The following is a 26,678-nucleotide window of genomic DNA, read 5'->3' on the forward strand; positions in this document are numbered from 1 at the left end:
CCGTTCGCGACGATCCGATAACGGCTTCCGTACGGGGCTTTATCTGACATCTACGCGCGTTACGATCGCCGCGAAACCAGCGCCGGAAGAGGCGCTTCGGTCAGGTTTGAAGGAGCCTTCCCTTGCGCCGGATCACCCGGATTGCCACCGTGGGCCTTGCGTCCGCGGCGCTCGCACTCAGCGCCACGGCCTGTGGCAGTAAGACGTCGTCGGATGCTGGTTCCGACTCCAAGGAAGCCAAGGCGGCCATCGCCTACGACGTCGGTGGACGCGGCGACCAGTCGTTCAACGACGCGGCCTACGCCGGTCTGGCCAAGGCTGAGAAGGAGCTCGGTTTCAAGGGCACCGAGGCGGAGCCGTCCGACGGCGAGGCGGACGCCGACAAGGTGCAGCGTCTCACCACGCTGGCCCGCGCCGGCAACAACCCGGTGATCGGCGTCGGCTTCGCGTACGCGCCCGCCATCGAGAAGGTCGCGGCGAAGTTCCCGAAGACCACCTTCGGCATCATCGACGACTCCTCGAAGACCGGCAAGAACATCGCCAACATGGTCTTCAACGAGGAGCAGGGCTCGTACCTCGCCGGTGTCGCGGCGGCCAAGGTGACCAAGTCCAAGACGGTCGGCTTCATCGGCGGTGTGGAGACCCCGCTGATCAAGAAGTTCCAGGCGGGCTTCGAGCAGGGCGTGAAGGACACCGACCCGTCGGTGAAGGTCCTTTCGCAGTACCTGACCCAGCCGCCGAATTACGACGGCTTCTCCAAGCCCGACCTTGGCAAGGCCGCCGCCCAGGGGCAGCTCGACAAGAAGGCCGACGTCATCTACTCGGCGGCCGGTCTGGCCGGCTCCGGGTCCATCGAGGCCACCGCGAAGGCGGGCAAGTGGGCCATCGGCGTCGACTCCGACCAGTACAACCAGAAGGGCCTGGCCGCTTACAAGGACCAGATCCTGACCTCGGTCACCAAGGACGTGCCGGACTCCGTCTTCGACCTGATCAAGTCGGTCAAGGACGGCAAGCCGCAGACCGGTGAGGTCCGCTACGGCCTGGACAAGGACGGCGTCGGCCTGGCCGACTCCAACCCGGCCTTCACGAAGATGGCCGACGTCACCGCTGCGGTCGACAAGGCGAAGAAGGCCATCGTCGAAGGCAAGATCACCGTCAAGACCGCCCCGTAACGACTTTTGTCTACGACCGGTCCGTCGTGAGCCCGGAGCGCGTGCCCCCATCGCCGCTCCGGGCCCGCGGGCGCTTTACGCGGACGGGTCCGGAGCGGCGTTCCCTCCGCACCGGACCCGTCCTTTTCGCGGGGACCCCGAGTCCGCTCCGTACGGGCCACGAAGCCGGGTTTTCGGTTTCGTCGCACGTCGGAGTCTCACGATTCGGCAGCACTACGCGCGTAGACCACCCCTTGCCGCGATAGCTTCAGCCCGCCCCTTTCCCCCCATGTCCCCGCTCCTGTCCGGCCGAGGAGAGTGCGTCATCAACGCGTCCAGTAGTCCCCCCGCCGTGGAACTGCACGGCATCACCAAGCGCTTTCCGGGCGTGGTCGCCAACCGCGACATCGACATCACCGTCCGCAAGGGCACGGTTCACGCCCTCGTCGGTGAGAACGGCGCCGGCAAGTCCACCCTGATGAAGATCCTCTACGGCATGCAGAAACCGGACGAGGGGACGATCAGGATCGATGGGGCCGAGGCGGTGTTCGGCAGTCCCGCCGACGCCATCGGCCGCGGCATCGGCATGGTGCACCAGCACTTCATGCTCGCCGACAACTTCACCGTGCTGGAGAACGTGGTCCTCGGCGGCGAGAAGCTGCACGGCATCGGCTCCGCCGCGCGCCGGAAGATCATGGAGATATCGGACGCGTACGGTCTGGGCATCAGGCCCGACGCCCTCGTCGAGGACCTGGGCGTCGCCGACCGCCAGCGCGTGGAGATCCTCAAGGTCCTCTACCGGGGGGCGCGCATCCTCATCCTGGACGAGCCGACGGCCGTCCTCGTGCCGCAGGAGGTCGACGCGCTCTTCGACAACCTGCGCGAGCTGAAGGCCGAGGGCCTCACCGTCATCTTCATCTCGCACAAGCTGGGCGAGGTGCTGTCGGTCGCCGACGACATCACGGTGATCCGCCGCGGCACGACGGTCGGCACAGCCGACCCGGCCACGACCACCACCAAGCAGCTGGCCGAGCTGATGGTCGGCAGCGAACTCCCCTCGCCCGAGACCCGCGAGTCCACGGTGACGGACGTCCCGATGCTCCGGGTCGAGGGCCTCGCGCTCGGCGCGACCGACCCGGACGGCGTGACGCGTGACGTGCTGGCCGGCATCGACTTCACCATCCACAAGGGCGAGGTCCTGGGCATCGCCGGTGTCGAGGGCAACGGCCAGACCGAGCTGATCGAGACACTGATCGGCATGCGGGACCCCGACCGCGGACTGATCACGCTCGACGGCGAGGACATCTCGCACGCCCCCACCCGCAAGCGGCGGGAGGGCGGCATCGGGTACATCCCCGAAGACCGTCACCGCCACGGCCTTCTGCTGGACGCCCCGCTCTGGGAGAACCGGATCCTCGGTCACGTCACCGAGAAGCCCAACAGCCGGGGCGGCCTGCTGGACATCAAGGCGGCGCGCGCCGACACCGAGCGGATCGTGCGCGAGTACGACGTCCGCACCCCCGGCATCGACGTCACCGCGGCCTCCCTCTCCGGCGGCAACCAGCAGAAGCTGATCGTCGGCCGCGAGATGAGCCACGACCCGATGCTGCTGATCGCCGCGCACCCCACCCGCGGGGTGGACGTCGGGGCACAGGCGCAGATCTGGGACCAGATCCGCGCGGCCCGCCGCGAGGGGCTCGCCGTCCTGCTCATCTCGGCGGACCTGGACGAACTGATCGGACTGTCCGACACCCTGCGTGTCATGTACCGCGGCCGGCTGGTCGCCGACGCCGATCCCGCCACCATCACCCCGGAGGAACTTGGCTCGGCCATGACCGGCGCCGCCACCGGTCATCTCGAGGCAGCACCGGAGGACGAGTCCTGATGAAGAAATTCGACAAGGACCGGCTGGTCCTGGGCTTCGCGGGCCCGGTCCTCGCCCTGGTCGTGGCCTTCGCGCTCACCACGGTGGTGCTGCTCGTCTCGGGGAAGGACCCCTTCGAGCCCTACCAGCTGATGTTCGACTCGGCGACGTACGCGGACGTCCAGGTACTGATCATCAACCAGGCCGGTACGTACTACCTCGCCGCCCTCGCGGTCGCGGTCGGCTTCCGGATGAACCTCTTCAACATCGGCGTGGACGGCCAGTACCGTCTCGCCGCGATGGCGGCCGCGCTGGTCGGCGCCTCCGTCGATCTGCCGGGGCCGCTCCACCTCGCGCTCGTCGTGGTCGTCGCCGTGCTGGTCGGGGCCTTCTGGGCCGGTATCGCGGGCTTCCTGAAGACCACCCGCGGGGTCAGCGAGGTCGTCTCGACGATCATGCTCAACTCCATCGCCACCGCGCTGGTCGCCTGGCTGATCCTGCCGAAGAACTTCGGTGTGCAGCCGGCCGGGTCCAACAACCTGACCACGGGCGACATCCCGGAGTCCGGCTGGTTCCCCGGCCTCTCCCTGGGCGACGAGGCGGGCGAGATCTACGGCTTCACCTTCGTCGCGGCGGCCCTCGGCGTCGTCTACTGGTTCGTGCTGAACCGCACCCGGTTCGGCTTCGACCTGCGGGCCACCGGCGAGAGCGAGAGCGCCGCGCAGGCGTCCGGCGTGGACGCCAAGAGGATGGTCCTCACCTCGATGCTGATATCCGGGGGGGTGGCCGGTCTCGCCGGCATGCCGACGCTCCTCGGCGACACCCATACCTACAGCCTCGACTTCCCGACCGGAATCGGCTTCACGGGCATCACCATCGCCCTGCTCGGCCGGAACAACCCGCTCGGCATCGCCTTCAGCGCCCTGCTGATCGCCTTCCTGGACAAGACCTCCTCCTCCCTCGACCAGTTCGGGTACGAGAAGGAGATCGCCACGATCATGCAGGGCCTGATCGTCATCTCGGTCGTCGTCAGCTACGAGCTGGTCCGCCGTTACGCAACCCGCCGCCAGCAGCAGAAGGTCGGCGAGGAACTCGCCGCAGGGCACGCCCTCACGACCGAGAAGGAGGCCGCACTGTGAGCGCCACCGAAGTCTCCGCCGCGAGCGTCGCCCCGACGAAGGGCGGCGGCCGCCGCAAGCTCTCCCTGCCGGTCGTCCTGCTGATCATCGCGGGCGCCCTGGCCCTGGTCTCGCTGGTCCGGCTGATCAGCGGCGCCAACGACGTGACCTCCGTCGGCCAGGTCGCGGGCGCCCTGGAACTCGCCGTCCCGATCGGGCTGGCCGGACTCGGCGGCCTGTGGGCCGAGCGCGCGGGCGTCGTCAACATCGGCCTCGAAGGCATGATGGTCCTCGGCACCTGGTTCGGTGCCTGGGCCGGTTTCCAGTGGGGTCCCTGGGTGGGTGTGCTGTTCGGCATCCTCGGCGGGGCCCTCGGCGGACTCCTCCACGCGATCATCACCGTCACCTTCGGCGTGAACCACATCGTCTCCGGTGTGGCCATCAACATCCTCGCCGTCGGCCTCACCCGCTACCTCTCCAACTTCGCCTTCGACGGCGTCGAGGGAGGTTCCTCCAAGCAGTCCCCGCGGATCGACGCGATCGACCGGATCACCGTTCCGGGACTGTCGGACTGGCTGCTCGACCTTCAACAGAGGCACTGGTTCCTGGTCTCCGACATCGCCGGGATGGTCGGCGGTCTGATCACCAACCTGTCCTGGCTGACCGTGATCGCCCTGCTGCTGGTCCCCGGCACCTGGTGGGTGCTGTGGCGCACCTCGTTCGGCCTGCGGCTGCGTTCCTGCGGCGAGAGCCCGGTCGCCGCCGAGTCGCTCGGCGTCAACGTCTACAAGTACAAGTACATCGCCGTCGTCGTCTCGGGCGGTCTGGCCGGACTTGCCGGGGCCTTCCTCGCGATCGTCTCCACCGGCATCTACCAGGAGGGCCAGACCGGCGGCCGCGGCTACATCGGTCTCGCCGCGATGATCTTCGGCAACTGGATGCCGGGCGGCCTGGCGCTGGGAGCCGGACTCTTCGGCTTCACCGACAGCCTCAAGCTGCGCGGCGGCGCCGAGAACGTGCACGCGATGCTCCTGCTGCTCGCCATCCTGCTGATCGTCGTGCTGCTCTGGCAGCTTTACCGTAAGAAGTATGTGGCCGCGGTCGTCTCGGCCGCCGTCTCCGCGCTGCTCTTCACCTGGTACGCGCTGACCGACCAGGTCCCGAGCCAGTTCGTCGACGCCGCCCCCTACGTCACCACGCTCCTGGTCCTCTCGCTCTCGGCGCAACGGCTGCGGATGCCGAAGGCGGACGGGCTGGTCTACCGGAAGGGCCAAGGCAAGTGACCGTCCCCGCCGAGGTCGACTGGGCGGCGCTGCGCAGCGCCGCACGGTCCGCCATGACGCGTGCGTACGTCCCCTACTCGCACTACCCGGTCGGGGCCGCCGCGCTCGTCGACGACGGGCGGATCGTCTCCGGCTGCAACGTCGAGAACGCCTCGTACGGCATCGGGCTGTGCGCCGAGTGCGGACTCGTCTCGCAGCTCCACGTCACCGGCGGCGGGCGGCTGACCCACTTCACCTGCGTGGACGGCGCGGGCGAGATCCTGGTGCCGTGCGGCAGGTGCAGGCAGTTGCTGTACGAGTTCGGCGGGCCGGGGCTGGTCCTTCAGACACCGGACGGGCTGCGCACGCTCGACGAGATGCTGCCGCAGGCGTTCGGACCGGGGCATCTGAAGCCGTAACGACCGGCGGCACTGAGTCACCGTGGCCCTCCCGCCCGTCGGGAGGGCCACGGACAGGGCCGTCCCCGCCGCCACCCTCTATGCGCGTAGAGTCATGCAGGACTCTTGCGCACGTACGTACAGGCCGGAAGGACTCCCAGGACATGGACGCCATCTCCGTCATCCGCACCAAGCGCGACCGGGGCGAGCTGAGCCCCGAACAGATCGACTGGGTCATCGACGCGTACACGCGCGGCGAGGTCGCCGACGAGCAGATGTCCGCGCTGGCCATGGCGATCCTGCTGAACGGCATGAACCGCGCCGAGATCGCCCGCTGGACCGCCGCGATGATCGCCTCCGGCGAGCGCATGGACTTCGCGTCGCTCTCCCGGCCCACCACCGACAAGCACTCCACGGGCGGCGTCGGCGACAAGATCACGCTGCCGCTCGCCCCACTGGTCGCTGCCTGCGGCGCCGCCGTGCCGCAGCTCAGCGGCCGGGGACTCGGCCACACCGGCGGCACGCTCGACAAGCTGGAGTCCATCCCCGGCTGGCGCGCGCACCTCACGAACGAGGAGATGCGACACGTCCTGGACGCCACCGGCGCCGTCATCTGCGCGGCCGGCGACGGGCTCGCCCCCGCCGACAAGAAGCTGTACGCGCTGCGCGACATCACCGGCACCGTCGAGGCCATCCCGCTGATCGCCAGCTCGATCATGTCCAAGAAGATCGCCGAGGGCACCGACGCACTCGTCCTGGACGTCAAGGTGGGCTCCGGCGCGTTCATGAAGACCATCGAGGACGCCCGCGAACTGGCCTCCACCATGGTCGCGCTGGGCACCGACAGCGGCGTGCGGACGGTCGCCCTGCTCACCGACATGGCCACCCCGCTCGGCCTGACCGCGGGCAACGCCCTGGAGGTGCGCGAGTCCGTCGAGGTGCTGGCGGGCGGCGGCCCGAAGGACGTCGTGGACCTCACCCTGGCCCTCGCCCGCGAGATGCTCGACGCGGCCGGGCTGAGGGACGCCGACCCGGAGAAGGCCCTCGCCGACGGCTCGGCGATGGACGTCTGGCGTCGGATGATCTCTGCCCAGGGCGGCGACCCGGACGCCGCGCTCCCGGTCGCCCGCGAGCGGCACGTGGTCACGGCCCCGGCCACCGGCGTGCTGACCCGGCTGGACGCGTACGACATCGGCGTTGCCGCCTGGCGGCTCGGCGCCGGCCGGGCCCGCAAGGAGGACGCGGTGCAGGCGGGCGCGGGCGTCGAACTGCACGCCAAGCCCGGCGACCCGGTCACGGCCGGACAGCCGCTGCTGACCCTGCACACCGACACGCCCGAGAAGTTCGAGTACGCACTGAAGGCCCTGCCCGGCGCTTACGACATCGCCCCCGAGGGCACGGACTTCACCCCGACGCCGGTCGTGCGCGAGCGCATCGCGTAACGCGGACCGCGCGGGCGCACGCCCCGCGCCCCGGACCACCGGACGGGACCCCACTCCCGTCCGGGGAACGGGAACGGCCCGTCCGGACGGATTCCTCCGCCCGGACGGGCCGTTCCCGTTCCCCGGCTCGTTCCGCCGGCCGGTTCTGCTCGGTCCTTCTACCCGGTCGTCTACCTGCTACTTGCCGAAGTAGGCGTTGTAGATCGCCACCGAGGACTTGTTGCCCTTCTTGTCGGTGACATCGGCCTTGTAGGAGATGGACTTGCCCTTGGCCGGGTTCTTCACCGAGAGCTTGCCCGACTTGACCGCGGTCTTCTTCCAGGTCTTGCCGCTGTCGTAACTGACGTACACCGTCAGCGACTTGAGGTTCTTACCGGCGGCCGAGCCCTGCACCGTCACCGGCACGGACGCGGTCCTGCCCGCGGTGACCTTGCCGTCCAGCGTCACGTTGGGGGTGAAGCGGACCGTGGAGGCCGGCAGCTTGGTCAGGGTACGGGTCTTCTGCGACCGGAAGGTCCAACTGGCGTCGATCCGGCTGGAGACGGCCGATGCCTTGGGGGAGAGCCGCACGGAGGTCGTCAGCCGGTAGTCGGCCGCGCCGGACGGCACGGTGATGGGCTCACCCTCCAGCGGGTTGGTGTTCTGGACGAGCTTCTTGCCGTTGCGGTACAGCACGGTGTTGACCGAGCTGTATATCTGGGCACCGTAGTTGCCGCTGCCGTCGGCCGAGACCGGCAGATCGGGGACGAGGTTGTTGCCCTCGCGGGAGATCCCCAGGTCGGAGGCGAGAACCGGGCCGAACACCGCGGTGTTGGCCTTCTTGGCGTACGTGGCGCCGGCCTTGAAGGTCTGCGGGTCGCCGAGAGTGTAGACCGACTCGATGTTCGGGATGCCGTCCGCGTCCACCCCGCCTACCTGCATGAAGTCGAAGCTCCACTTCACCTTGTCGGCGGTGGACACGTACGCGGTGACGGTGCCGGGCAGCTTGTGCGGGGACCAGATACCCCAGGAGCCGGACGAGCCGGGAATCAGGCCGTACGCCGCGAGATTACTGCTCTTGCCCTTGACGGACGCGCCGAGACCGAGGTTCACCTTGGCCATCTGACCGGTGGTGAACTTCCGCTTGTACCCGGTCGCGACCTGGGTCACCGGCCCGCCGACCGCGATGTCGTACCGGGTGGCGGCCCCCTTGGTCCAGGTGCCGATCCACTGCTGGGAGAGCGAGCCGTCCGTCACCTTCGGGCCCAGGTGCGCGGTGCGCAGACCCTTGTACGACTCCAGGAACCAGCCGTAGCCGTAGCCGGTCTGCTTGGTGTTGGACTGGATCTCGGGCGCGGCCAGCAGGTCCTTCGTGCCGGTGGCGGGCAGAGTGATCTCCACCGGCTTCGTCGTGCGCGCGTCGAGGGTGACGCTGGTGTTCTTGCTGATGTCCAGCTTCGGCTGGGTCAGCCAGTCGGTGCCCTTGGTGCTGTCCTCCGGGTCGGTGTGGACGGCCGTGTTGAGCATGTAGCCGCCCTTGGGCACGCGCACCTTCGCCGTGCCGTTCTCGCCCGTCGGGTTGAGCCAGGCGCCGAGCGCCGGACCGGAGAGGCCGGCCAGGTCGTTCTCGTAGAACGCGGCCGGCTTGCCGTCGCGTCCGATGACCTTGAGGGTGAGGTCGTACGACTCGATCTCGCGCTCGACCGCCGCGGCGGTGCGGACGGTCTGGCCGCCGCCGGTTCCGACGACGTAGGCCGAGTAGCCGCCGTCGGCGTTGCCGCCGAGCTTGGTGTTCACCGTCAGCGGCACGTCGACGGTGCCGCCCGCGGGGACGGTCACCTTGTCGGAGCCGAGGGTGAAGAAGCCGGCCGGGGCGGGCGCGCCCTTCGGCCCGGTCGCGGTGACCGCGAGGTCGAGGGTGACGTCCGTCTTCCCCAGGTTGCGGTACGTGATCTGCTTGGTGACCGGGGCGTCGTCCGTGTGCGGCCACTGCTGCACGCCGAAGTTCAGCGACACCGGGTCGGCCACGACGGTCTGGGCGATGGCCTTGTCGACGGCGATCCGGCCGGAGCCCTGCTGGAACGGCGTGTACGCGCCCGGCTTCGTCGAGGCCGTGAGCGCGCCCTTGAGCTCGGTGTACTTCCAGTCCGGGTGCTGCTGCTTGAGGAGCGCGGCGGCGCCCGCGACGTGCGGGGTCGCCATCGACGTACCGGAGATCGTCAGGTAGCCGGGCGGGTTCTGGCCCTCTTCCCGGTCGATGACGGAACCGGGGGCGGCGGCCGCCGTGATGTCCACGCCGGGGGCGGTGACGTCGGGCTTGATCGCACCGTCGCCGACCCGCGGGCCGCGGCTGGAGAAGTCGGCCAGCTGGTCCTTGTCGTCGACCGCGCCGACGGTCAGCGCGGCGTCCGCGCTGCCCGGGGAGCCGACCGTGCCGGCTCCGTCGCCCTCGTTGCCCGCCGCGATGGCGAACAGCACGCCCTTGTCGGCCGACAGCTTGTTGACCGCCGCTTCGAGCGGGTCGACCTCGGGGGTGTCGGTGCCGCCGAGGCTCAGGTTGACGACGTCCGCGCCCTGCGCGACCGCCCACTCCATGCCCGCCAGGATGCCGGAGTCGTCGCCGAAGCCGTCGTCGTCGAGCACCTTGCCCGCGAGCAGCTTGGCGTCCGGGGCCACGCCCTTGAACTTCCCGCCGGACTTGGCGCCCGTACCGGTGGCGATCGACGCCACGTGCGTGCCGTGGCCGTACCGGTCCTTGGTGTCGGACGCGGCGGAGAAGTTCTTCGCCTCCAGGATCTGGCCCTTGAGGTCCGGGTGGGTGTCGTCCACGCCGGTGTCCAGGACGGCGATCTTGACGCCCTTGCCGGTGTAGCCGGCCTTCCAGGCGGCGGGGGTGCCGATCTGCGGGACGCTCTTGTCGAGGCTCGCCCTGCGTACGCCGTCCAGCCAGACCCGGTCGATCCCCGCGGCCGTGGTGCGCTGGACACCGCGCGACGGCTTGCTGGTGAGCGCCTGCCAGACCTCCTGGGCGTCGTCCACCGGCGTGGTCACCGACTCGGCGTTCAGCGACTTCAGGGTCCGGCCGACCCGGGTGCCGCCCGCGTCGTGGACCTCGGCCTTCGCGGCCGACGCCCGCGCGCCCCGGTAGGAGACGATCAGCTTCAGGCCGGACTTCTGGGCCCTGCGGATCTCCGCGCGGTTCAGCTCGGTGATGTCGAACAGCCGGCGGTCCAGCTTTCCGGAGTTGATCAGCCGGTGGGCGTCGGCGGGGATGAGCAGGGTGTGCCCGTCGCGCATCTGCCGCTGCACCGGTATGTGTTCACGCCCCTTCGCGGGCAGGAACCGCAGCACCCGGCCCTTGGCGTCCACCGTGACGCGGTCGCCGGTGATGAGCGTCAGCTCGTGCGTCGCCCCGGCGGCGGTGCCCGCCGACCGGGCGGGCGTGGGCTGGGCCGCGGCCGGGGTGGTCATCCCCGCCGCGAGGGCCACGGCGGCGGCCGCGGCGATGGTCGAGACACACGCGCTTCTCACGTGTTTGCGCAACTCTCCCCCTGGAGAATCAGGCGGCCCACGAGGGCCACTGGTCAGTCGGTGCCGACGGGGCGGCCGCAGCGGCCGATCAGCCGGGAATCTGAAGGCTGAACAGCCGGACAGCGAACGGCCGAACCGTCGGACCGCTGGTACAGACCGGTCACAGCACTAGAGGGGGAATTGATCGTTCAGGTTCACAGGTGCTGCATAGATAACCGGAGTTGACGCAAGTTGATCGGTAACGGAGTGCTTGCGGACGCCGAGCGGGAGCCGGAAGACGGGGCGCGACCAGCCACGGGGCGGTGATGAGGCCGGACCGCGCCGAGCGGACGGAAATCGGGAGCGATGATTTTCGGCCGCGGGACCGGTCTTTCTGACGTGGAATCGATGACCCCGAACGTGCTCGTCGTCACCGGCCGCGTCACGCGGGCCGAGGTACCGGGACTCTGCGCCGAGCTGGAGTCCCTGCTGTACGACGCCAAGGGCGCCGTACGCGTCCCGGACGACCGGGTGGACTGCGACGTGGGCGGCGTCACGCACGTGGACCTGGCCCTGGTCGAGGCCGTGGCACGCCTGGGACTCGTCGCCCGGCGGGCGGGCGGCAAGCGCCTGCGCCTGCGCAACCCACCCCCCGAAATGCTCGCCCTGCTCGATCTGTTGGGGCTGTCCGGTGTCCTGGACGCGGCCCGCGGGCCGGGGCCCGGGGCGGGCGGGCCGGCCCCGGGAGGCCGCGGCTCCGGACCGGGAGCCCGGGAGCCGGGGCCGGAGCCGTGACGTACGGGGGCGAGGTCCGGAACCCGGCACATACGGGCGTGGGGCCGCCCCCGGCCGCCGACGCCTCCCAGCCCACCATGAGCCCGTTCCGTACACCGCGTCCCATGCCGCGTCGGCCGCGCTCCGTGTCGCGTGGGCCAGGACTCACACCGCGTCGGCCGGTCTCACACCGCGTCGGCGTCGAGCCGGTCCGGCAGCCCGAACAGCGGGAACCAGCGGGGCGTGTCCAGGAAGCAGTGCATCCCCGTGATGGAGCCCTCCGAGATGTCGATGACCTGCACCGCCCACGGCACGAACCCCGGGCCGTCCGGATTCGGCTTGTAGTGCGCGAACGCCGGGGTGCCGTTCGCCTCCGTCGCCACCAGTCGGGAGCCCGCGCAGGCCGCGCCGATGGTCTGCATGAAGCCGGTGATGTCGGCGTGCCCCCGGAGCCAGAGGTCGAACGGCGGCATGGTCATCACGGCGTCCTCGTGGAGCAGCGTGGTCAGTGCCGCCATGTCGTACCCCTCGAAGGCGGCGACGTACCGTTCGAGGAGTTTGCGCTGCTCCTCGTCGAGCGGGTTCGCGGTGTCGACGGGCTTGCCCGCGTGCTCCGCGAGCGTGGCACGCGCCCGCTGGAGGGCGCTGTTCACCGAGGCGACCGAGGTGTCGAGCAGCTCGGCGACCTCGCTCGCCCTCCAGGCCAGCACCTCGCGCAGGATCAGCACGGCCCGCTGCTTGGGCGGCAGATGCTGCAACGCCGCGACGAACGCGAGCCGCACCGACTCGCGCGCCACCGCGGCCTCCGCCGGGTCGTCGACCGACGGCAGGATCCGCCCGTCCGGCATCGGCTCCAGCCAGGTGTTCTCCGGCAGCGGTTTGAGCGCCGCGTCGGCGAGCGGCGTCGGGCCCGACAGGTCGACCGGACGGGCACGCTTGCTGCCCGCGTTCAGCATGTCCAGGCAGACGTTGGTGGCGATGCGGTACAGCCAGGAGCGCAGCGACGAACGCCCCTCGAACTTCGCGAAGTTGCGCCAGGCGCGCACCAACGTGTCCTGTACGGCGTCCTCCGCCTCGAAGGCCGAGCCGAGCATCCGGTAGCAGTAGCCGGTCAGCTCGACCCGGTGCCCCTCCAGCCGGCTGTCGATGTCCGCCGTCCCCGCCGGCACCGTCAGATCACTCATCGCTCCACCCCTGCTGTCCTGTGACACCGATCACTTCGGTACTGCGGACGCTAACGGAGCCCACTGACAACGGGGGTGGGAAGCGGCCAAGCCGTGCCCGTCCCGGCACACCGCGTACGGGACGGCGAGGACGACGCGGCGCGGACGGACTCAGGTGCCGCCGGGCCCGGGCGCGGACGGGCCCGGGCGCGGAAACGGTCGGGTGCGGAAGCAGTCGGGGGCCGATGGACTCAGGTGCCGGGCTTGCGCCCGTACACGTACACCTCGTCGCCGTTCTTCAGCAGCTTCCAGTACGTCTTCGCGTCGGCGTCCCGCATGTTGACGCAGCCGTGCGACCCCGGGTTGTTCCACATCTTCAGGCCGACCGAGTGGAACGCCTGCCCGCCGTCGAAGAACTGGGCGTACGGCATCCGCACGTGGTAGATCGACGATACGTGGTCGATGTTCCGCCAGTAGACCTTCTTCAGCCCGGTGCGGGTCTCGTACCCGTCCCGCCCGGTCCGTACCGGCACCGGACCGAACTTCAGCTTCGAGCCGTCCTGGATCCAGCTCAGCTGCCGGGTCAGGTCCACACACGCGATGCGCCCCTTGTTCGTGGGGCACTTCTTGTCCTTGTTCGGGTTCTTGCCGGCCGCCTTCTGGGCCGTCAGCGTCTTCATCGTCCGCCAGGTGACCGTACCGGCGTAACCGACCGCGGGGGTGACCCCGTAGGTGTTCTGGAACGACCGGATCGCCTTGCAGTCGGCGGCGGACTGCTTGCCGTCGACCGGCCGGTGCAGGTACTTCTCGACCTGCTTCTGGTACGGCCCGGTGGACGCCGTGCAGGACGCGGCCTGCGCGGATCCGCCGGTGCCCAGGACGACGGCGGGCACCGCCGTCAGACCGGCCACGGACACCGCGAGTACGCGCCGCGCCCGGACCCCTCGCATCTTCCCTGCGACTCTCATGCTGCCGAACTCCTCTTCGCGCTCAGACAAGTGCTTCCGACCACAGCACTAGACGCGCGTCGAGGAGTGGTTGGTTGTGCGCCGAATGTCTCAGTTCGATACAGGTGCCGACGTGCCTGGTCAGGTGCCGCGTCGGGTGCCTGCGGACGTCGGCGTCAGTGCTTCGGGCACTCCGCCGGGACCATCGCGCGCCGCGCGGCCCGTGAGCCGTACAGCGTGACCGTGACGACACCCAGCACCGCGAGCAGCCCCAGCGAGACCGTGCCGCCCCAGCCGACGGCGTGGAAGGCGACCGCGCCGAGCGTGCCGCCCGCGCTGGACCCCAGGTAGTACGCGGACTGGTAGAGCGCCGACGCCTGGGCCCGGCCCTTCGTCGCCGTACGGCTCACGGCCGACGAGGCGACCGCGTGTCCGGCGAAGAAGCCCGCCGTGATCAGCACCAGTCCGAGGAGCACGAGGACCACGTCGTCGGCGAGCGAGAACAGCAGTCCGGCGGCGGTCGTCGACACGGCCAGGTACAGCGCGCCCCGGCGGCCGAGCCGGGCGACCAGCTTTCCGGCCGCGGCGGAGGAGACCGTACCGACGAGGTAGACCAGGAAGATCGAGCCGACGACACCCTGCGGAAGGTTGAACGGCTCCGCCACCAGTCGGTAGCCGATCACGGTGTAGACCGCGCCGAACACCGTCATGAACAGCGCACCGATCGCGTACAGCCGACGCAGCAGCGGATCGGCCAGATGTCCGCACACCGTCCGCGCCACGGCCTTCGGGTTCAGCGAACCCGGGGTGAAGTGCCGCGCCCTGGGGATCAGGAAGTGGAACGCGACCGCGCAGGCCGCGGCCAGCAGCCCGACCGCGCCGAGCGCCGCCCGCCAGCCCCACAGCTGAGCGATCCAGCCGGTGAGGATCCGGCCGCTCATGCCGCCGATGCTGTTGCCCGCCACGAACAGTCCGATCGCGGCCACCAGCGCCTTGGGCCGCACCTCCTCCGCCAGGTACGCCATCGCGGAGGCGGGCAGCCCGGCCAGCGCCGCGCCCTGTACGGCGCGCAGCGCCACCAGCCAGCCCAGCGAGGGGGCGAAGGGCACGAGCAGCCCGACCAGTACGGCGACCGTCAGCGACGCGGTCATCATCTGCCGCCGCCCGAACCGCTCGGAGAGCGCACTCAGCGGCAGCACGCACAGCGCCAGCGCACCCGTCGCGGCGGAGACCGTCCAGCTGGCCTGCCCGGCCGTGGCGCCCAGCGAGGCGGAGATGGCGGGCAGCAGGGCCTGCGTGGAGTAGAGGAGCGCGAAGGTCGCGACACCCGCGGCGAACAGGGCGAAGCTCATCCGGCGATAGCCGGGGCGGCCGGGTTCGAGGCGGTCCGGCACGGCGGGACCGGCCTCGTCGGCGGGACCGGCAACGGCGGTCGCGGCGGCGGGGGCGTCGGCGACGGGGGACGGCTGGGGCGAGGCGACCACGGTGATCGTGGCCGCCCCGGTACTGGCAGGAGGCATGCTTCGAACGTAGGCCCCTCCGTTTCATGCGTCCAATGCATGAAACGGACATAATCAATCCCATGGTGCATGAACCCAGCTCACAGCCACGGCTGTCACCGAGCAGTTACGAAGAAGACGTTCGGGCCGTCCTCGCACCGCGTCTCGCCCACTTCGCGGCGGTGGCCCGCCACGAGCACGTCACCCGCGCCGCGCACGAGCTGGGCGTGCCGCAGTCGACGCTCTCGCGGTCGATGGTCAGGCTCGAACAGGACCTGGGGGTCGCCCTGTTCGCCCGCAAGGGCCGTACCGTCTCGCTCACTCCCGCGGGCCGCACCTTCCTGGCCTCAGTCGAGCGGGCCCTGGCCGAGGTCGAGAAGGCCGCCGAATCGGTACGGGCCGACGCCGACCCGGCCACCGGCAAGGTCGCCTTCGGCTTCCTGCACACCATGGGCTCCGAGACCGTGCCCGCCCTGCTCCGCGCCTTCCGCGCCGACCACCCCGGCGTCCGCTTCCAGCTCGTCCAGAACTACGGCGAGGCGATGATCGAACGCCTCCGGTCCGGCGGCCTCGACCTCTGCCTCACCTCACCCGTCCCGGACGCCCCCGACCTGGTCGCCCGCCGCCTCGACGAACAGCGCCTGCGCCTGGTCGTCCCCGAGGACCACCGCCTCGCCACCCGCCGCCGCATCCGCCTCGCAGAGGCCGCCGACGAGAAGTTCGTGACCCTCGAACCGGGCTACGGCCTGCGCCGGATCACCGACGACCTGTGCGCCCAGGCGGGCTTCAGGCCCCGGGTCGCCTTCGAGGGCGAGGAGGCGGAGACCCTGCGCGGCCTCGTCGCCGCCGGCCTCGGCGTGGCCCTGCTGCCCCCGCCCGCGGTGGCCCGCCCCGGCGTCGTCGAACTGACGGTGACGGCCCCGAGAGCGGCCCGCGAGATCGGGGTCGCCTGGCTCGACGGCCACCCGGACACCCCGCCCGTGGCGGCGTTCAAACGCTTCCTCCTGTCGCGCCGGGGGCACCTGCTGCCGGACTGAGCCGGGGCATTCGCCCACCGGATCGGCCCGGGGCGCGCCGCGTCACGTCGTACGGCCGCACGGCGCGAGAAGAGCCCCGCCGTTCCCTCCGAACCGGGGGTGTGGCGAGGCTTCGTCGCGCTCGGTACGCGGGTGGCGCGGTGGGATCAGACGGCGCCGAACTCTCCGGCTTTGACGCCCGCCACGAACGATGCAAACGCATGGGCGCGGATGCTCAACACCGGGCCGCGCGGGTCCTTCGAGTCGCGAACGGGAACCATGCCGGTGGTGGCCGCGCTGCGCGGGGCCCATTCGACACAGGAACCGCCGTTGTCGCTGTAGGAGGACTTGACCCAGCACAGAGTCGTGGAGTCGATCGTCACGGGGTGCCCTTTCGTAGCTGGTGGATCACATCCACGGAAGCTGTCTGCGACAGAGATACGGCCTGCAGGTGATGGTAGTCCCTCACCAGCGGTAATACGGAGGGCAGTTCGCGATCCAGATGCCCCTGTGTCTGCGATTCGACGTAGGAGACCACGGATCGGTCCTGAAGGGTGAGCAGGTTCACCAGCCGAGTGAACGGCCGCTGCTCGCCAAGACTGAAGGGGGCGAGTTGGAGCATGGTGTTCGGCTGTGCGGCGAACTCGATCAGATGCTGCAACTGAGCGTCCATAACGGCGGGGCCGCCGACAGGCCTGCGAATGCAGCTTTCGTCCAGTACCGCGACTACCAAGGGAGGCAGGGGCCGCACCAGCGCGGCCTGGCGCTCTATGAGGAACGAAACCCTTTCATCTGCCTGTTCACGGGTAATGACGCCCCGTGCAACGGCACTGTCGGCCAGGGCTTGTGCGTACGCGCGCGTCTGAAGCGGTCCAGGGATGACACCCGATTCGAAGAGTTTGATCTCCGCCGCCCGGCCCTCCAGCCCGACGTACTCGGGGAACCCTTGCAACAGCACACCGTGCCGGATCTCACGCCAGGCGCGTTCGAATGTGTCGGCTGTTCCTTCGATTCCGAACGCGGCATCAACGGCGGTCGCGAACTTGCGGGTTGGCGACTTACGCCCATTTTCAACTCCCGAGACATGCCGCCCGGAATACCCGATTCGCTCACCGAGGTCGTCCTGTCTCCAGCCGCGCTCCTCCCGTGAGCTGCGTAACCGTGCGCCAAAGGCTGCTTCCGGGCTCGCCTCCGGGTTTAGCTCATTGCGGTTTACCAATGTGCCCTCCCTGAACGGGACGTTGAATACCTGCTCACTGTAGGTCGATGCTGAGCGCTCCCGTAGTGGAAGCGCTACAGAGAGGAGCGGTCGTGTCTGCAAAGAGCGGCCCCCCGAGCAGTGGACTGGAACCCCCACAACTCCCGTCCCTCGGCACGCTCATGGTGGATACCTCGCATGGTGCGCGGGTGGGGGAGTTCCGCGGAACCGCCGGCCCGTACTGGTCGTTGCGGCCAGTCGGTGGCGGCGCCGAGTGGGAAGCCGAGCCCGCCCGCGTCCGCCCTGCCGACCCGATAGAGCGACTGCGCGCCGAAATCACCCGCGCCAATCGTCGCAGCCGTGGCGAACTGCTGTGACAGCGCGGGTCCTTGCAGAGGTGTACGCGGGTGACGCGCGGACGACCGTCCATCTCGGCGGAGCGCTCGTCGCGTCCCCGCGGCTCGCCCTCCGTTGGCTGCGTGGTCAGGCCGAACGACTGGCGAACGGACTGGACCCGGACCCCGGCGCCCCGTGGATTCCCCGAGCGGCGTTACGAGCGATGCCCCCGGCCGAACGCGACGCACCGGCCGAGCTGCGCGCCTGGGCTGCCGACGACAAGTGCCAGGGCGAGGCGCTTCACCGGATCGCCTCGGGAGGCGAGTTCGAGTTCGTCGTTCGGGACGGAGCGTGTCGGTACGGGCTCACAGCCCGACCCTTGCGCATACCGGATTTCACCCGAAAGGCGGGCGCGCTGATCAACGCGTAATCCCTCATCGCCTCGTCCGGCTGCCCCATGTCGTGGAGACGGCCTGTCGTGAAGACGGCGGCAGTCGGGTGCGCTCCGCCTCGTAGGCGTAGCCCGAAGACCGTAGACAGAAGATCGGCGCCCGCCGACCACCGCCCCCCGACCACCGACAGAAGATCAGGAAAGCCGTGGCATTGCTGACCCCGTTCGTTGCTTTACGCAGTGACGAAATGACCGTTGCCGTAGCGGAGTTGAAGATCGATTTCGCCGCGCGTGGACCCCAACTCGCCTATCGGAAGCCTCGCCAGGGCGACCGGGACCATCACGGAAACCTGTGGGTTCGCATGTCGGAGTCCCCGGTGGGGCGCCCTGTGTACGCTTCCATGCACACGAGTCGGCAACGCCGGTGCATGGAACGCCTGTTGTGTCAGGTCTGTGCCGAACCGGCCGACCGGAACGAACAAGGCTGGCTGTTCCTCGACTGGCGACGCCCGGACTCGCCCCGGACCTGGCCCGAGAGGTCCATCACCTCCATGCCGCCCCTGTGCGTCGAGCACGCCCGCGTGTCCGTACGGCAGTGCCCGTTCCTCCGCCGTGCCGAGTACGCCGTACTGCGCGTACGCAAACCCCAGCTCTACGGGGTCTCGGGCACCCTTTACCAACTCGCCGACACCGGATGGCACACCTCCGAGAACGACGTACTCTCCCCGTACAGCAGCCCCCGCCTCCCCGGCATGCTCGCCTCCCGCCTCCACCGCCAGTTGCGCGGCGTGACGGTCGTCGACCTGCCATAGCCCCCCGCACCGCGGTGGGGACCTCTCAAGGCTCCGGACCGCTCACTACTGCGCCGGCAGTTGCCGAGTAGTCTCCATGGCTCAAGACCGCTTTGCCGGGCATGAGCTTCGTGCAAGCTGAAGGAGTGACGAATCGGTGGGCCAGATGGGTTTTTGGTCGCAATGTCGCGATTCAAGGAAGTGAGTAAAATCGGCCGTCCTGCCACCTAAACCAGCAGGTCAGGAACTGTGCTCCCCGCGCGTGCGGGGATGGTCCGCATTCGGGCTGCACGTCGGGCACGACGAGGCTGTGCTCCCCGCGCGTGCAGGGATGGTCCCTTGAACCTCGGCGTCTACGAGAACCGTCACCGCCGTTCAGTCAAGGAACGAGCCCGCGGACAAGGATTGTCCCAATGTGCCCAGGCTGGGGAGCGTCGAGCACCTGGGCGTTGATCTCCGTGAACCCTGCCCTGGTGAGCAGGCGCTCCCACACGGCTGGACGGTAGCTGTAGCGGTAGGTGAACATCGCCTTGCCCGCGAAGCCTCCCTTGTACATGCCTTGCGGTCCGTATGCGCCGGGGATGGCTGGAGGCTGCGAGAAGACGAAGGCGCCGCCGGGGTTGAGCCGCTGTCGGACAAGGGGGAAAAGGCGGCTCGGGTCGGTGAACCAGGCGGCTCCGAAGACGGAGTAGACGGCGTCGTACGTGTCCTCGTGCTTGCTCAGGTAGTCCAGGATCTCGGCGCATACGAACTCAGCGCCCGTACGGGCCCACTTCGCGGTGGTCTTCTTGACCATGACGGGAGACAGGTCGACGCCCCGAGCGGCGATGCCCTGCTGAGCGAGGTAGGCGAGGGCGCGGCCGGTGCCGCAGCCGATCTCCAGGACGGATCGCGGGTTGCCGAGCAGTTCTGGGCCGGGGCCGTGGTCGGCGTACTGGGTCCAGCAGAAGCTGGGCTCGGCGTCGTCCTTGAAGGCGGAAGCGGCGAAGGTGTCCCACAATTCCGTCTCGGCGGCGATGTCGTGTTGTGCGGGCAAGGCGATTCCTCTTCATAGGGGCCGGCCCCTGTCCACCGAGAACCGGGGACAGGGGCCGGCGTAGGGCCGTTCAGTGGCTGTCGGGGACCTTGTTGTCGCACGGCGAGCAGTCCGCGCCGTCGATCGCCCACAGCTCCTCGTCGATGTGGAAGCCGATGAACTTCAGGAAATCCGCTGTACGCAGGCACAGTCCGTCACGACGGCGCTCGATGAACGGGGCGTGGTGCTTGTACCGGCCCTCGTTGTACGCATCGCAGAGAGCCCACCACACGGGCGTGTCCAGGATGAGCTGGTGGACGCCGATGTCGACGAGCTTGCCGACCCCGAGGTGGACCTCGGGGTGTTCCATGCAGCCGATGGTGTACATGACGGCGTTGCCGAGGATCCGTTCGGCCATGTCGCGGACCATCGTGTGGTCACGCAGCAGCAGGGCGGCCTCGCGGTCCCAGAGGGGCATGCCGCTGTCCAGCACGTTGATCGTCAAATGCTTGATGTGGGGCTGAACGGCGTTGAGGAGTTCCTCCGGGTCCCGAGTGCGGGTGCCGATGGGCCTGTCGAGCGTGACGGTCATGTACTACTCCTTCGGAGACAGGTCGTGCCGTACCGATTCGAGCCCGTCCCGCCTGCTGGAAGCGCGGTGCGGACGCCTTGCGAACCTTCATCCGGCGAGTCCTGCTGGGTGATCCGGCCGGATCGGGCGGCTTGAGTTGAGTCCTGGTGGGTCCGGTGGCACAGGCAGGTGCAGCGGCGTACGAGCAGAAGCCCGGTGATGAAAGGCAGAGGAACGTCCTCCGTCTGGCGGCACTCCACATGCAGGACTTCGTAACCATGTCGGAGGGCTACAGCACACTCCGGGGACAACGTGTCCGTGCTGGCGGCCGAAGCGGTCAAAGCGCAACCTCCACGACCCGGTGATGCGGGCACGCGCAGGCCGGGAACTCCTGCCCGAGGCTTGTCGCCGATTCGGCGCCATCGAAGCCGCGCGTGCCCGAGTCGCTCGTAACCCGCCCCGCGCGGTCGACGGTGTAGACCCGCAACGTCATCCGGGGTGGCAGGTCGTCGTCTTCCCCTGCCCTTCCCGCCACGCTCACGCCCGGCCGCCTTGTCGGACCGCTTCTGCGAGTTGCACGGCTACGACGGGGCGCACGCGCCCCAACTCCACGAGCCCAAGAATGGGCGAGCCGGTATCGACCCCGAGCGACGGCAGCACGATGTCTGCCTGGTGGAGAGCCGCCCGAAGCGACTCCACGGCTGTGAAGGGATCAACATCGTCGCGTGCTGTGACCATGGGCAGGACGATAGGGACGGGGAGTTACTGGACGCGATGCGATGTTCTCGAATGTTCTTAGGGTCTGGCTGAATGTTCTCGTGTGGTCTCAAGTAAGAGGGTGCACGCTGTAGTGCGCGCGCAGCAGCGCCGGTGATGCTGATGGCGACAGAGTCCCAGAAACGGGAGGCGACCATGCCACGACGACTGCGCTTCAGCGGCACTGACAGCAAGAACGGTGGCTGCCCTGCTGTTCACGAGGACCTCGACTCCGGTGAGATCCTCGTCCAAGGAACACCACTCACCGACCCCGAGGACATCGCCCAACTCCAGTACTTCGGTCCCGGGGATGCGGCGGTCGTCGTGCCGCGTGAACTTCTCGTCAATCACGGTCCCAAGGAGGTCACACGCGTGCCCAAGCTGATCAGCCTGGAAGAGTTCGGCCGCCTCTTCGAGACTTTCGAACACTCGGCTTGGCACCTGGAGACCCGGCGGGGCTACGCATCGGACCGGGAGGATTCCGGATATGCGGAGTTCCTTGCGGCCGGCACGGCGCCGTGCGACCTCGACAGCGAATGGTGCGTGAACATCCGTCGGCAGACGGCCAGCGGCAAGTACGTGGGGCGGGTGCGCGTCGTCGACAACCCGCCGACCGAGGGGCAACTGTTCCTGCTCGGCTATGCGAAGTGCAACGCGGCCACGGGCGAGGACGTGCGGAACCTGTGGCGCGAGGACGCGGCGCGCCTACGGCTGCCCGCTGAAGACTTCTGGATCTTCGACAGCCGGTTGGTGGCCGTGCTGCGCTTCGACGACGAGGACGCCTTCCACGACGTCGAGGTCGTCACGGAGCCTGCCGCGGTCTTGCGGTACTGCCAGGTCCGCGACGCCGCGGTGCATGGGTCCTTGCGCTACGACGAGTTCGCGGCGCAGCTCGGCGCCAACTAGCGAGCGGGACCAGTGAGCACAGACTTCCAGCAGGCCAGGAAGGCCCTTGGGCTGCGTCTGAGGGATCTCCGGCTGTCGGCCCCGGGAGGACGGCTCACCGGTACGCAACTTGCTCAGCGACTTGGCTGGCCACACTCCAAGATCTACAAGCTGGAGAACGGTCAGCAGACCGCCACCAGCGACGACCTGCGGGCCTGGGCCGGAGGCGTCGGCCAACCAGATGTCTTCGACGAACTGGACGCCCGGCTCAAAGGTTTCGAGTCCCGCATCCGTTCCTGGCGCCGACAGCTGGCCGCCGGACACCGGCCCGTGCAGGACAGCTGGAACCTTGAGGTCGGGCGGTCCCAGACCATCTACGCCTGGGAGGAGTCTGTCGTTCCCGGCATGTTGCAGACGGCCGACTACGCGCGGCACATCTTCCTGCGGTACGCGGACCTTCAGGGTTCGGTACGCGACGCAGATGCCGCGGTCCGTGCCCGCATGCGGCGTCAGGAGTGGTTGTACGAAACGGGCCGGAAGTTCCACGCCCTGATGTGGGAAGCGGCCCTCCACGCCCTGGTCTGTCCTCCATCCGTACTCGCCGGCCAGCTTGATCGGCTTGCGGGCATCATCGGCATGGACACCGTGGAACTCGGGATCATTCCGCTCGGCGCCTCGCTCAAAATCCCGACGGCCAACGGCTTCTGGGTCCTGGATGACAGGCTCGTGATTACTGAGGACTGGCATGCGGAGCTGTGGCTTGACGACGCCGGCAGCGTGGCTACCTACCTGAGGGTCTGGAACACACTCCGAGAATCCGCCGTGTACGGCGTCGACGCGCATAACCTCATCAATGAAGCTCGTCGGACGTTGAACTCACGGCGAGGCTGACACGTCCGCCCCGGAGCCGACTGCTTCGCCTCGTGGTCAAGGCGATCACGCTGCCTGGACCCCCGCACGCGCGGGAAGCGCCTGCTGCCTCAGCTCACGGCAGCGATGGATTCGGGACCACCGCAGGGAGCGCAGTGCAGCGGGAGCCCTCACCCCCGCAACGACCTCCCGAACCCCGCCGCCAACGGCATCCGCAGGCCCAGCGGCGGCGGGGCCGCGAGGGCGTCGGCGACGGGGCGGGCATAGGGGTGGCCCAGGAGCGAGCCGCGGATGAAGTTCGTGGCCAGGGCCGTGACTTCGGCGCGGTGCTGGCGCAGGGAGTGGCCATCGGAGTGGACTTCGAAGCGGCAGGTGTCGCGGTTGGTCTTCTTGGCGCGTTCGGCGAGTTGGAAGGAGAGTTCGGGGTCCGTGCGGGCGTCGTTCGTGCCGTGGACGAGCAGGACCCGTCGGCCGCGCAGGTGCTTCACCGGTTCCGGTTCCGGCTCCGGATTCGGATTCGGTTGATCCGTCGTGCTGCCGGGGAGCCAGGGGGCCATCGCCAGAACGGAGTTGACCGCCGCGTGGCCGCCCGCGCGGAGGGCGGCCCGGCCGCCCATGCCGTGGCCGGCGAGGCAGACGGGGACGTCGCCGTAGCGGCGTGCGACCTCGTCCGCCGCCCATTCGGCGTCCGCCGCGAGCTGGGCGTCGGCCGTGTTCCAGCCGCGGCAGCGGTAGTGCACCACGTGGACGGCGAGGCCGTCCGTGCGGCCGGCGCGGGCCAGGGTCCGGGCCAAGGGGAGCTGGAAGGCGTGCGAGAGGAGGGAGGGGCGGCGGTGCGAGGCGGGTTCGCCGTCCGGGAGCAGCAGGACCACGCCGCTGACCGCGGTTGGTGCTCCGGCCGTGCCGACAGCCCGTCCCAGTCTCGCGGCGGGTAGGGGGAGCGCGCGCTGTGCCATGACAGAACAGTGTCAGAAGGGCGGGTGTACGCCACCCGTCTTCGCGGTCACTGTTACGTATCGACGAGCGGCATTCTACGCGCGTAGGAGTTAGAGTGCCCGAATGATGAGTCCCACCCCGCACCTGCCCGGCCGGGATCAGATCCGGCGTGCCCCCAAGGCCCTTCTCCACGATCACCTCGACGGTGGTCTGCGCCCCGGAACGATCGTCGATCTCGCCCTCGCGAGCGGATACGACGGGCTGCCCGAGACCGAGCCGGACAAGCTCGGCGTCTGGTTCCGCGAGGCGGCGGACTCCGGGTCGCTGGAACGCTACCTGGAGACGTTCGCGCACACCTGCGCCGTCATGCAGACCCGCGAGGCGCTGGTCCGGGTGGCCGCCGAGTGCGCCGAGGACCTCGCCGTGGACGGTGTGGTGTACGCCGAGGTGCGGTACGCCCCCGAGCAGCACCTGGAGGCCGGTCTGACGCTCGAAGAGGTCGTCGAGGCGGTCAACGAGGGGTTCCGCGAGGGCGAGCGGCGCGCTCGCCGGGACGGTCACCGCATCCGCGTCGGCGCGCTCCTCACCGCGATGCGGCACGCCGCCCGTTCCCTGGAGATCGCCGAACTCGCCAACCGCTACCGCGACCAGGGCGTCGTCGGCTTCGACATCGCGGGAGCCGAGGCGGGCTTCCCGCCCACCCGGCACCTCGACGCGTTCGAGTACCTCAAGCGCGAGAACAACCACTTCACCATCCACGCGGGCGAGGCGTTCGGTCTGCCGTCGATCTGGCAGGCCATCCAGTGGTGCGGCGCCGACCGGCTCGGCCACGGCGTCCGCATCATCGACGACATCCAGGTCGCCGAGGACGGCAGCGTGACGCTCGGCCGCCTCGCCTCGTACGTACGGGACAAGCGCATCCCGCTGGAGCTGTGCCCGACCTCCAACCTCCAGACCGGGGCCGCCGCCTCGTACGCCGACCACCCCATCGGGCTGCTCCGGAAGCTGCATTTCCGTGCCACCGTGAACACGGACAACCGGCTGATGAGCGGCACGACCATGAGCCATGAATTCGAGAAGCTGAGCGAGGTCTTCGGATACACGCTCGATGACATGCAGTGGTTCACCGTCAACGCGATGAAGTCAGCCTTCATCCCTTTTGATGAACGTCTGGCGATGATCAATGATGTGATCAAGCCCGGCTACGCCGAGCTCAAGTCGGAGTGGCTTTTCCAGCAGACCGCCACGACCAGCGTTTCTTCCTCTCCGGGGGAGTGATACACGCGGTTTTGAAGACGGCCGGTCCGCGCGGGCGCGCGGAATTCACCGGCCGTTTTCGCCGCGAGGGATGTTTGCGGGAGCGGCGGCGAGCTGACTAATTTTCAGAACCGCTCGTTCCAGAGCCGCTCAGTCCCCTCCCCAAGGATGAACTCCCCATGAAGCATTCTGCTGCCAGGACCCTCGGTGTCGCCGCTCTCGGTGCCGCTTTCGCCGCCGTCGCCGCGGGTACCGCCTCCGCCGCGGTGCTGCCGACCGACGCCGCGGCCACCGCGCTTCCGGTCGCCGGTTCCGCTCTCGGTGCCGCCGCCAAGCCGGGACCGGTCGAGGAGACCGCCACCAAGCTCCTCGGCACCGGCCAGCAGAAGCTCGTCGGCGATGTCACCGCCCCGGTCAAGGGCCTCCTCGGCGGCCTGCCGGCGGGTGGCGCGAAGACCGGCAGCCTCTCGGCCAACGGCATCCCGCTCGGCTGATCCCGTAACGGGCACGTGTGGCACACGCCTGTGGGGCGGGCTTCCGGATTCGGCTGCCCGCCCCGCAGGCGTGTCGCGTCACAGGCGTGTCGCGTCACAGGTATGTCGTTCGTGTCGTGCGTACTGTCCCGGGTGTCCCCGCGTGTGCTGCGAAGTCCTGCTAAGAGGTCACCAGGCGGTGGCCGACGACTCCTCCTCGGACGGGAACAGTACCCACAGCGCCAGGTACAGCAGGAACTGCGGCCCCGGCAGCAGACAGGACAGCAGGAAGATCACCCGCATGGTTCCCGCGGAGGTGCCGAAGCGCCGTGCCAGCGCAGCGCACACTCCACCGATCATGCGTCCGTCTCGGGGGCGGGCAAGTGCGGCCATGGTGAGCTCCTTCGCGAACCGTTGGTGGGGAGCAGTTCCGTCGTGCTCCCGATGTGTCCATCGTCGCTCGGCGAACGGGGGCAAAACGTCGCTCTACGGTGCCGTTTTGACCCTGGGAATCGTCGGGGTCGAGCCCTGAGCCGTCCCGTCCGCCGGGTGCGGAACGGGCTTCGTCCGGCGCCGCTTCCTGCGTCGCAGCCGCGCCCGGCACATGGGTACGACCAGCAGGTGGGCGAGCGCCACGCCGATGGTGTTCAGCAGCAGCGAGTCCACGTCGACCCGCTGTCCGGGCACCCCGGTCTGCGCCAGCTCGATGCCCATCGAGATCAGCGCTCCGGCGGAGACCGTACGGGCCATCGAGGCCCACGGGGAGACGAACAGCCGGCCCCCGGCCATGGGCAGCAGGACGCCGAGCGGGGCGAGCAGCAGCAGCCCCTCGCCGATCCGGCGGGTGGCCTCGACCGGGCCGAGGGAGAGGTCGGCTCTGATGCCGGCGAGTGGTCGAAAATTCGAAGCGGTCATCCACGGCACATCGAGTGGACGCAGGGTCAGCCACCCGACGAACAGCAGATGCGCGAGGAGGAGAAGGATCCCGGCCGCGCGGAAACGGATGACAGTCTGGCTGTCCGAACCTTGACGCACGCCCCCCTAGACGCGTCGGGCGGTGGGATCGGTTCCGGGTC

26 protein-coding genes are annotated in these 26,678 nt (G+C 69.3%); 15 read left to right on the forward strand and 11 right to left on the reverse strand.

The genetic code is table 11. From position 1 onward, the window contains the following. Positions 1 to 122 precede the first annotated feature (122 nt). From ACFYXM_RS26575 to ACFYXM_RS26600, 6 genes are all read left to right on the forward strand, one after another. A complete protein-coding gene (locus tag ACFYXM_RS26575) occupies positions 123 to 1,172 on the forward strand; it encodes a BMP family protein (protein WP_389292961.1) in 1,050 nt (349 codons plus the stop codon). 268 nt (positions 1,173 to 1,440) lie between these two features. Further along, complete coding sequence (locus ACFYXM_RS26580) at positions 1,441 to 3,036, forward strand: ABC transporter ATP-binding protein (RefSeq protein WP_389292963.1); 1,596 nt, start codon at positions 1,441 to 1,443, stop codon at positions 3,034 to 3,036. Next, positions 3,036 to 4,154, forward strand: a complete 1,119-nt coding sequence (locus ACFYXM_RS26585) for an ABC transporter permease (RefSeq protein WP_389292965.1) — start codon at positions 3,036 to 3,038, stop codon at positions 4,152 to 4,154. Before ACFYXM_RS26580 ends, ACFYXM_RS26585 begins: the two co-directional genes overlap by 1 nt. Then, entirely contained in the window at positions 4,151 to 5,416 is a 1,266-nt protein-coding gene (locus tag ACFYXM_RS26590) for an ABC transporter permease (RefSeq protein WP_389292967.1), read from the forward strand. Before ACFYXM_RS26585 ends, ACFYXM_RS26590 begins: the two co-directional genes overlap by 4 nt. Continuing rightward, the gene (locus ACFYXM_RS26595; protein ID WP_389292968.1) at positions 5,413 to 5,814 is read left to right on the forward strand and encodes a cytidine deaminase; all 402 of its coding nucleotides are present in this window, start codon (positions 5,413 to 5,415) and stop codon (positions 5,812 to 5,814) included. Before ACFYXM_RS26590 ends, ACFYXM_RS26595 begins: the two co-directional genes overlap by 4 nt. A 143-nt stretch (positions 5,815 to 5,957) precedes the next feature. Next, positions 5,958 to 7,235 (forward strand): thymidine phosphorylase, encoded by a 1,278-nt coding sequence (locus ACFYXM_RS26600; protein WP_389292970.1) that lies wholly within the window; start codon positions 5,958 to 5,960, stop codon positions 7,233 to 7,235. Positions 7,236 to 7,412: 177 nt separating this feature from the next. On the opposite strand, the gene ACFYXM_RS26605 is transcribed toward ACFYXM_RS26600, so the two are convergent. Next, positions 7,413 to 10,685 (reverse strand): S8 family serine peptidase, encoded by a 3,273-nt coding sequence (locus tag ACFYXM_RS26605; RefSeq protein ID WP_389293085.1) that lies wholly within the window; start codon positions 10,683 to 10,685, stop codon positions 7,413 to 7,415. A 447-nt stretch (positions 10,686 to 11,132) separates the two neighbouring features. On the opposite strand from ACFYXM_RS26605, the gene ACFYXM_RS26610 reads away from it, so the two are divergent. Then, positions 11,133 to 11,519, forward strand: a complete 387-nt coding sequence (locus ACFYXM_RS26610; RefSeq protein WP_389292972.1) for a lipid asymmetry maintenance protein MlaB — start codon at positions 11,133 to 11,135, stop codon at positions 11,517 to 11,519. 164 nt (positions 11,520 to 11,683) lie between these two features. Here ACFYXM_RS26610 and ACFYXM_RS26615 read toward each other — a convergent pair whose 3' ends face one another. The 3 genes from ACFYXM_RS26615 to ACFYXM_RS26625 form a co-directional block, all read right to left on the reverse strand. Further along, complete coding sequence (locus tag ACFYXM_RS26615; protein WP_389292973.1) at positions 11,684 to 12,682, reverse strand: sigma-70 family RNA polymerase sigma factor; 999 nt, start codon at positions 12,680 to 12,682, stop codon at positions 11,684 to 11,686. A gap of 230 nt (positions 12,683 to 12,912) precedes the next feature. Continuing rightward, positions 12,913 to 13,629, reverse strand: a complete 717-nt coding sequence (locus ACFYXM_RS26620) for a L,D-transpeptidase (protein ID WP_389292974.1) — start codon at positions 13,627 to 13,629, stop codon at positions 12,913 to 12,915. 155 nt (positions 13,630 to 13,784) lie between these two features. After that, positions 13,785 to 15,128, reverse strand: coding sequence for an MFS transporter (locus tag ACFYXM_RS26625; RefSeq protein ID WP_389292976.1), 1,344 nt, complete (start codon positions 15,126 to 15,128; stop codon positions 13,785 to 13,787). Between the two features lie 62 nt (positions 15,129 to 15,190). Here ACFYXM_RS26625 and ACFYXM_RS26630 point away from each other — a divergent pair, with 62 nt between their 5' ends. Next, complete coding sequence (locus tag ACFYXM_RS26630; RefSeq protein WP_389292978.1) at positions 15,191 to 16,144, forward strand: LysR family transcriptional regulator; 954 nt, start codon at positions 15,191 to 15,193, stop codon at positions 16,142 to 16,144. A 146-nt stretch (positions 16,145 to 16,290) separates the two neighbouring features. Here ACFYXM_RS26630 and ACFYXM_RS26635 read toward each other — a convergent pair whose 3' ends face one another. Together ACFYXM_RS26635 and ACFYXM_RS26640 are read right to left on the reverse strand one after the other, a co-directional pair. Further along, positions 16,291 to 16,506, reverse strand: a complete 216-nt coding sequence (locus ACFYXM_RS26635) for a DUF397 domain-containing protein (protein ID WP_389292980.1) — start codon at positions 16,504 to 16,506, stop codon at positions 16,291 to 16,293. After that, a complete protein-coding gene (locus ACFYXM_RS26640) occupies positions 16,503 to 17,342 on the reverse strand; it encodes a helix-turn-helix domain-containing protein (protein WP_389292982.1) in 840 nt (279 codons plus the stop codon). Before ACFYXM_RS26640 ends, ACFYXM_RS26635 begins: the two co-directional genes overlap by 4 nt. 161 nt (positions 17,343 to 17,503) lie before the next feature. Here ACFYXM_RS26640 and ACFYXM_RS26645 point away from each other — a divergent pair, with 161 nt between their 5' ends. The 3 genes from ACFYXM_RS26645 to ACFYXM_RS26655 all read left to right on the forward strand — a co-directional run bounded on the left by ACFYXM_RS26645 (position 17,504) and on the right by ACFYXM_RS26655 (position 18,860). Continuing rightward, positions 17,504 to 17,698, forward strand: coding sequence for a hypothetical protein (locus ACFYXM_RS26645; RefSeq protein ID WP_389293087.1), 195 nt, complete (start codon positions 17,504 to 17,506; stop codon positions 17,696 to 17,698). Next, positions 17,695 to 18,087, forward strand: a complete 393-nt coding sequence (locus ACFYXM_RS26650) for a hypothetical protein (RefSeq protein WP_389292984.1) — start codon at positions 17,695 to 17,697, stop codon at positions 18,085 to 18,087. The genes ACFYXM_RS26645 and ACFYXM_RS26650 overlap by 4 nt, the downstream gene beginning before the upstream one ends. A 389-nt stretch (positions 18,088 to 18,476) precedes the next feature. Further along, positions 18,477 to 18,860, forward strand: coding sequence for a hypothetical protein (locus ACFYXM_RS26655; protein WP_389292986.1), 384 nt, complete (start codon positions 18,477 to 18,479; stop codon positions 18,858 to 18,860). 358 nt (positions 18,861 to 19,218) lie between these two features. Here ACFYXM_RS26655 and ACFYXM_RS26660 read toward each other — a convergent pair whose 3' ends face one another. Together ACFYXM_RS26660 and ACFYXM_RS26665 are read right to left on the reverse strand one after the other, a co-directional pair. Then, complete coding sequence (locus tag ACFYXM_RS26660; protein WP_389292988.1) at positions 19,219 to 19,875, reverse strand: class I SAM-dependent methyltransferase; 657 nt, start codon at positions 19,873 to 19,875, stop codon at positions 19,219 to 19,221. 70 nt (positions 19,876 to 19,945) lie between these two features. Next, entirely contained in the window at positions 19,946 to 20,446 is a 501-nt protein-coding gene (locus ACFYXM_RS26665) for a hypothetical protein (protein ID WP_389292989.1), read from the reverse strand. Positions 20,447 to 21,337: 891 nt separating this feature from the next. Between ACFYXM_RS26665 and ACFYXM_RS26670 the strand changes: the two genes are divergently transcribed. Together ACFYXM_RS26670 and ACFYXM_RS26675 are read left to right on the forward strand one after the other, a co-directional pair. Then, positions 21,338 to 22,087: a DUF6879 family protein gene (locus tag ACFYXM_RS26670; protein WP_389292990.1), complete on the forward strand. Its 750-nt coding sequence runs from the start codon at positions 21,338 to 21,340 to the stop codon at positions 22,085 to 22,087. 12 nt (positions 22,088 to 22,099) lie between these two features. Then, positions 22,100 to 22,957: a helix-turn-helix domain-containing protein gene (locus ACFYXM_RS26675; RefSeq protein ID WP_389292992.1), complete on the forward strand. Its 858-nt coding sequence runs from the start codon at positions 22,100 to 22,102 to the stop codon at positions 22,955 to 22,957. Between the two features lie 149 nt (positions 22,958 to 23,106). Here the strand turns inward: ACFYXM_RS26675 and ACFYXM_RS26680 are convergent, their stop codons facing one another. Beyond that, positions 23,107 to 23,892, reverse strand: a complete 786-nt coding sequence (locus tag ACFYXM_RS26680; protein ID WP_389292993.1) for a prolyl oligopeptidase family serine peptidase — start codon at positions 23,890 to 23,892, stop codon at positions 23,107 to 23,109. 103 nt (positions 23,893 to 23,995) lie between these two features. Between ACFYXM_RS26680 and ACFYXM_RS26685 the strand changes: the two genes are divergently transcribed. Next, complete coding sequence (locus tag ACFYXM_RS26685; RefSeq protein ID WP_389292995.1) at positions 23,996 to 25,150, forward strand: adenosine deaminase; 1,155 nt, start codon at positions 23,996 to 23,998, stop codon at positions 25,148 to 25,150. Between the two features lie 158 nt (positions 25,151 to 25,308). After that, positions 25,309 to 25,623 (forward strand): hypothetical protein, encoded by a 315-nt coding sequence (locus ACFYXM_RS26690; protein WP_389292996.1) that lies wholly within the window; start codon positions 25,309 to 25,311, stop codon positions 25,621 to 25,623. 168 nt (positions 25,624 to 25,791) lie between these two features. Here the strand turns inward: ACFYXM_RS26690 and ACFYXM_RS26695 are convergent, their stop codons facing one another. Both ACFYXM_RS26695 and ACFYXM_RS26700 read right to left on the reverse strand, forming a co-directional pair. Next, on the reverse strand, positions 25,792 to 25,995 hold the full coding sequence (locus tag ACFYXM_RS26695; protein ID WP_073781639.1) for a PspC domain-containing protein: 204 nt from the start codon (positions 25,993 to 25,995) through the stop codon (positions 25,792 to 25,794). 93 nt (positions 25,996 to 26,088) lie between these two features. Then, complete coding sequence (locus tag ACFYXM_RS26700; protein ID WP_389292998.1) at positions 26,089 to 26,637, reverse strand: VanZ family protein; 549 nt, start codon at positions 26,635 to 26,637, stop codon at positions 26,089 to 26,091. Between the last annotated feature and the right edge of the window lie 41 nt (positions 26,638 to 26,678).

It is taken from the genome of Streptomyces sp. NPDC002476 (genome assembly GCF_042889785.1).
Classification (GTDB): Bacteria; Actinomycetota; Actinomycetes; order Streptomycetales; family Streptomycetaceae; genus Streptomyces.

Bases quoted from the DNA above. Each gene is read 5' to 3' on its own strand.
- ACFYXM_RS26625 (WP_389292976.1), bottom strand. From the start codon at position 15,128: ATGCCTCCTGCCAGTACCGGGGCGGCCACGATCACCGTGGTCGCCTCG.
- ACFYXM_RS26585 (WP_389292965.1), top strand. From the start codon at position 3,036: ATGAAGAAATTCGACAAGGACCGGCTGGTCCTGGGCTTCGCGGGCCCG.
- ACFYXM_RS26580 (WP_389292963.1), top strand. From the start codon at position 1,441: ATGTCCCCGCTCCTGTCCGGCCGAGGAGAGTGCGTCATCAACGCGTCC.
- ACFYXM_RS26605 (WP_389293085.1), bottom strand. From the start codon at position 10,685: ATGACCACCCCGGCCGCGGCCCAGCCCACGCCCGCCCGGTCGGCGGGC.
- ACFYXM_RS26620 (WP_389292974.1), bottom strand. From the start codon at position 13,629: ATGAGAGTCGCAGGGAAGATGCGAGGGGTCCGGGCGCGGCGCGTACTC.
- ACFYXM_RS26680 (WP_389292993.1), bottom strand. From the start codon at position 23,892: ATGGCACAGCGCGCGCTCCCCCTACCCGCCGCGAGACTGGGACGGGCT.
- ACFYXM_RS26685 (WP_389292995.1), top strand. From the start codon at position 23,996: ATGATGAGTCCCACCCCGCACCTGCCCGGCCGGGATCAGATCCGGCGT.
- ACFYXM_RS26670 (WP_389292990.1), top strand. From the start codon at position 21,338: ATGCCACGACGACTGCGCTTCAGCGGCACTGACAGCAAGAACGGTGGC.
- ACFYXM_RS26665 (WP_389292989.1), bottom strand. From the start codon at position 20,446: ATGACCGTCACGCTCGACAGGCCCATCGGCACCCGCACTCGGGACCCG.
- ACFYXM_RS26600 (WP_389292970.1), top strand. From the start codon at position 5,958: ATGGACGCCATCTCCGTCATCCGCACCAAGCGCGACCGGGGCGAGCTG.
- ACFYXM_RS26690 (WP_389292996.1), top strand. From the start codon at position 25,309: ATGAAGCATTCTGCTGCCAGGACCCTCGGTGTCGCCGCTCTCGGTGCC.
- ACFYXM_RS26695 (WP_073781639.1), bottom strand. From the start codon at position 25,995: ATGGCCGCACTTGCCCGCCCCCGAGACGGACGCATGATCGGTGGAGTG.
- ACFYXM_RS26630 (WP_389292978.1), top strand. From the start codon at position 15,191: ATGGTGCATGAACCCAGCTCACAGCCACGGCTGTCACCGAGCAGTTAC.
- ACFYXM_RS26615 (WP_389292973.1), bottom strand. From the start codon at position 12,682: ATGAGTGATCTGACGGTGCCGGCGGGGACGGCGGACATCGACAGCCGG.
- ACFYXM_RS26645 (WP_389293087.1), top strand. From the start codon at position 17,504: ATGGTGGATACCTCGCATGGTGCGCGGGTGGGGGAGTTCCGCGGAACC.
- ACFYXM_RS26655 (WP_389292986.1), top strand. From the start codon at position 18,477: ATGGAACGCCTGTTGTGTCAGGTCTGTGCCGAACCGGCCGACCGGAAC.
- ACFYXM_RS26610 (WP_389292972.1), top strand. From the start codon at position 11,133: ATGACCCCGAACGTGCTCGTCGTCACCGGCCGCGTCACGCGGGCCGAG.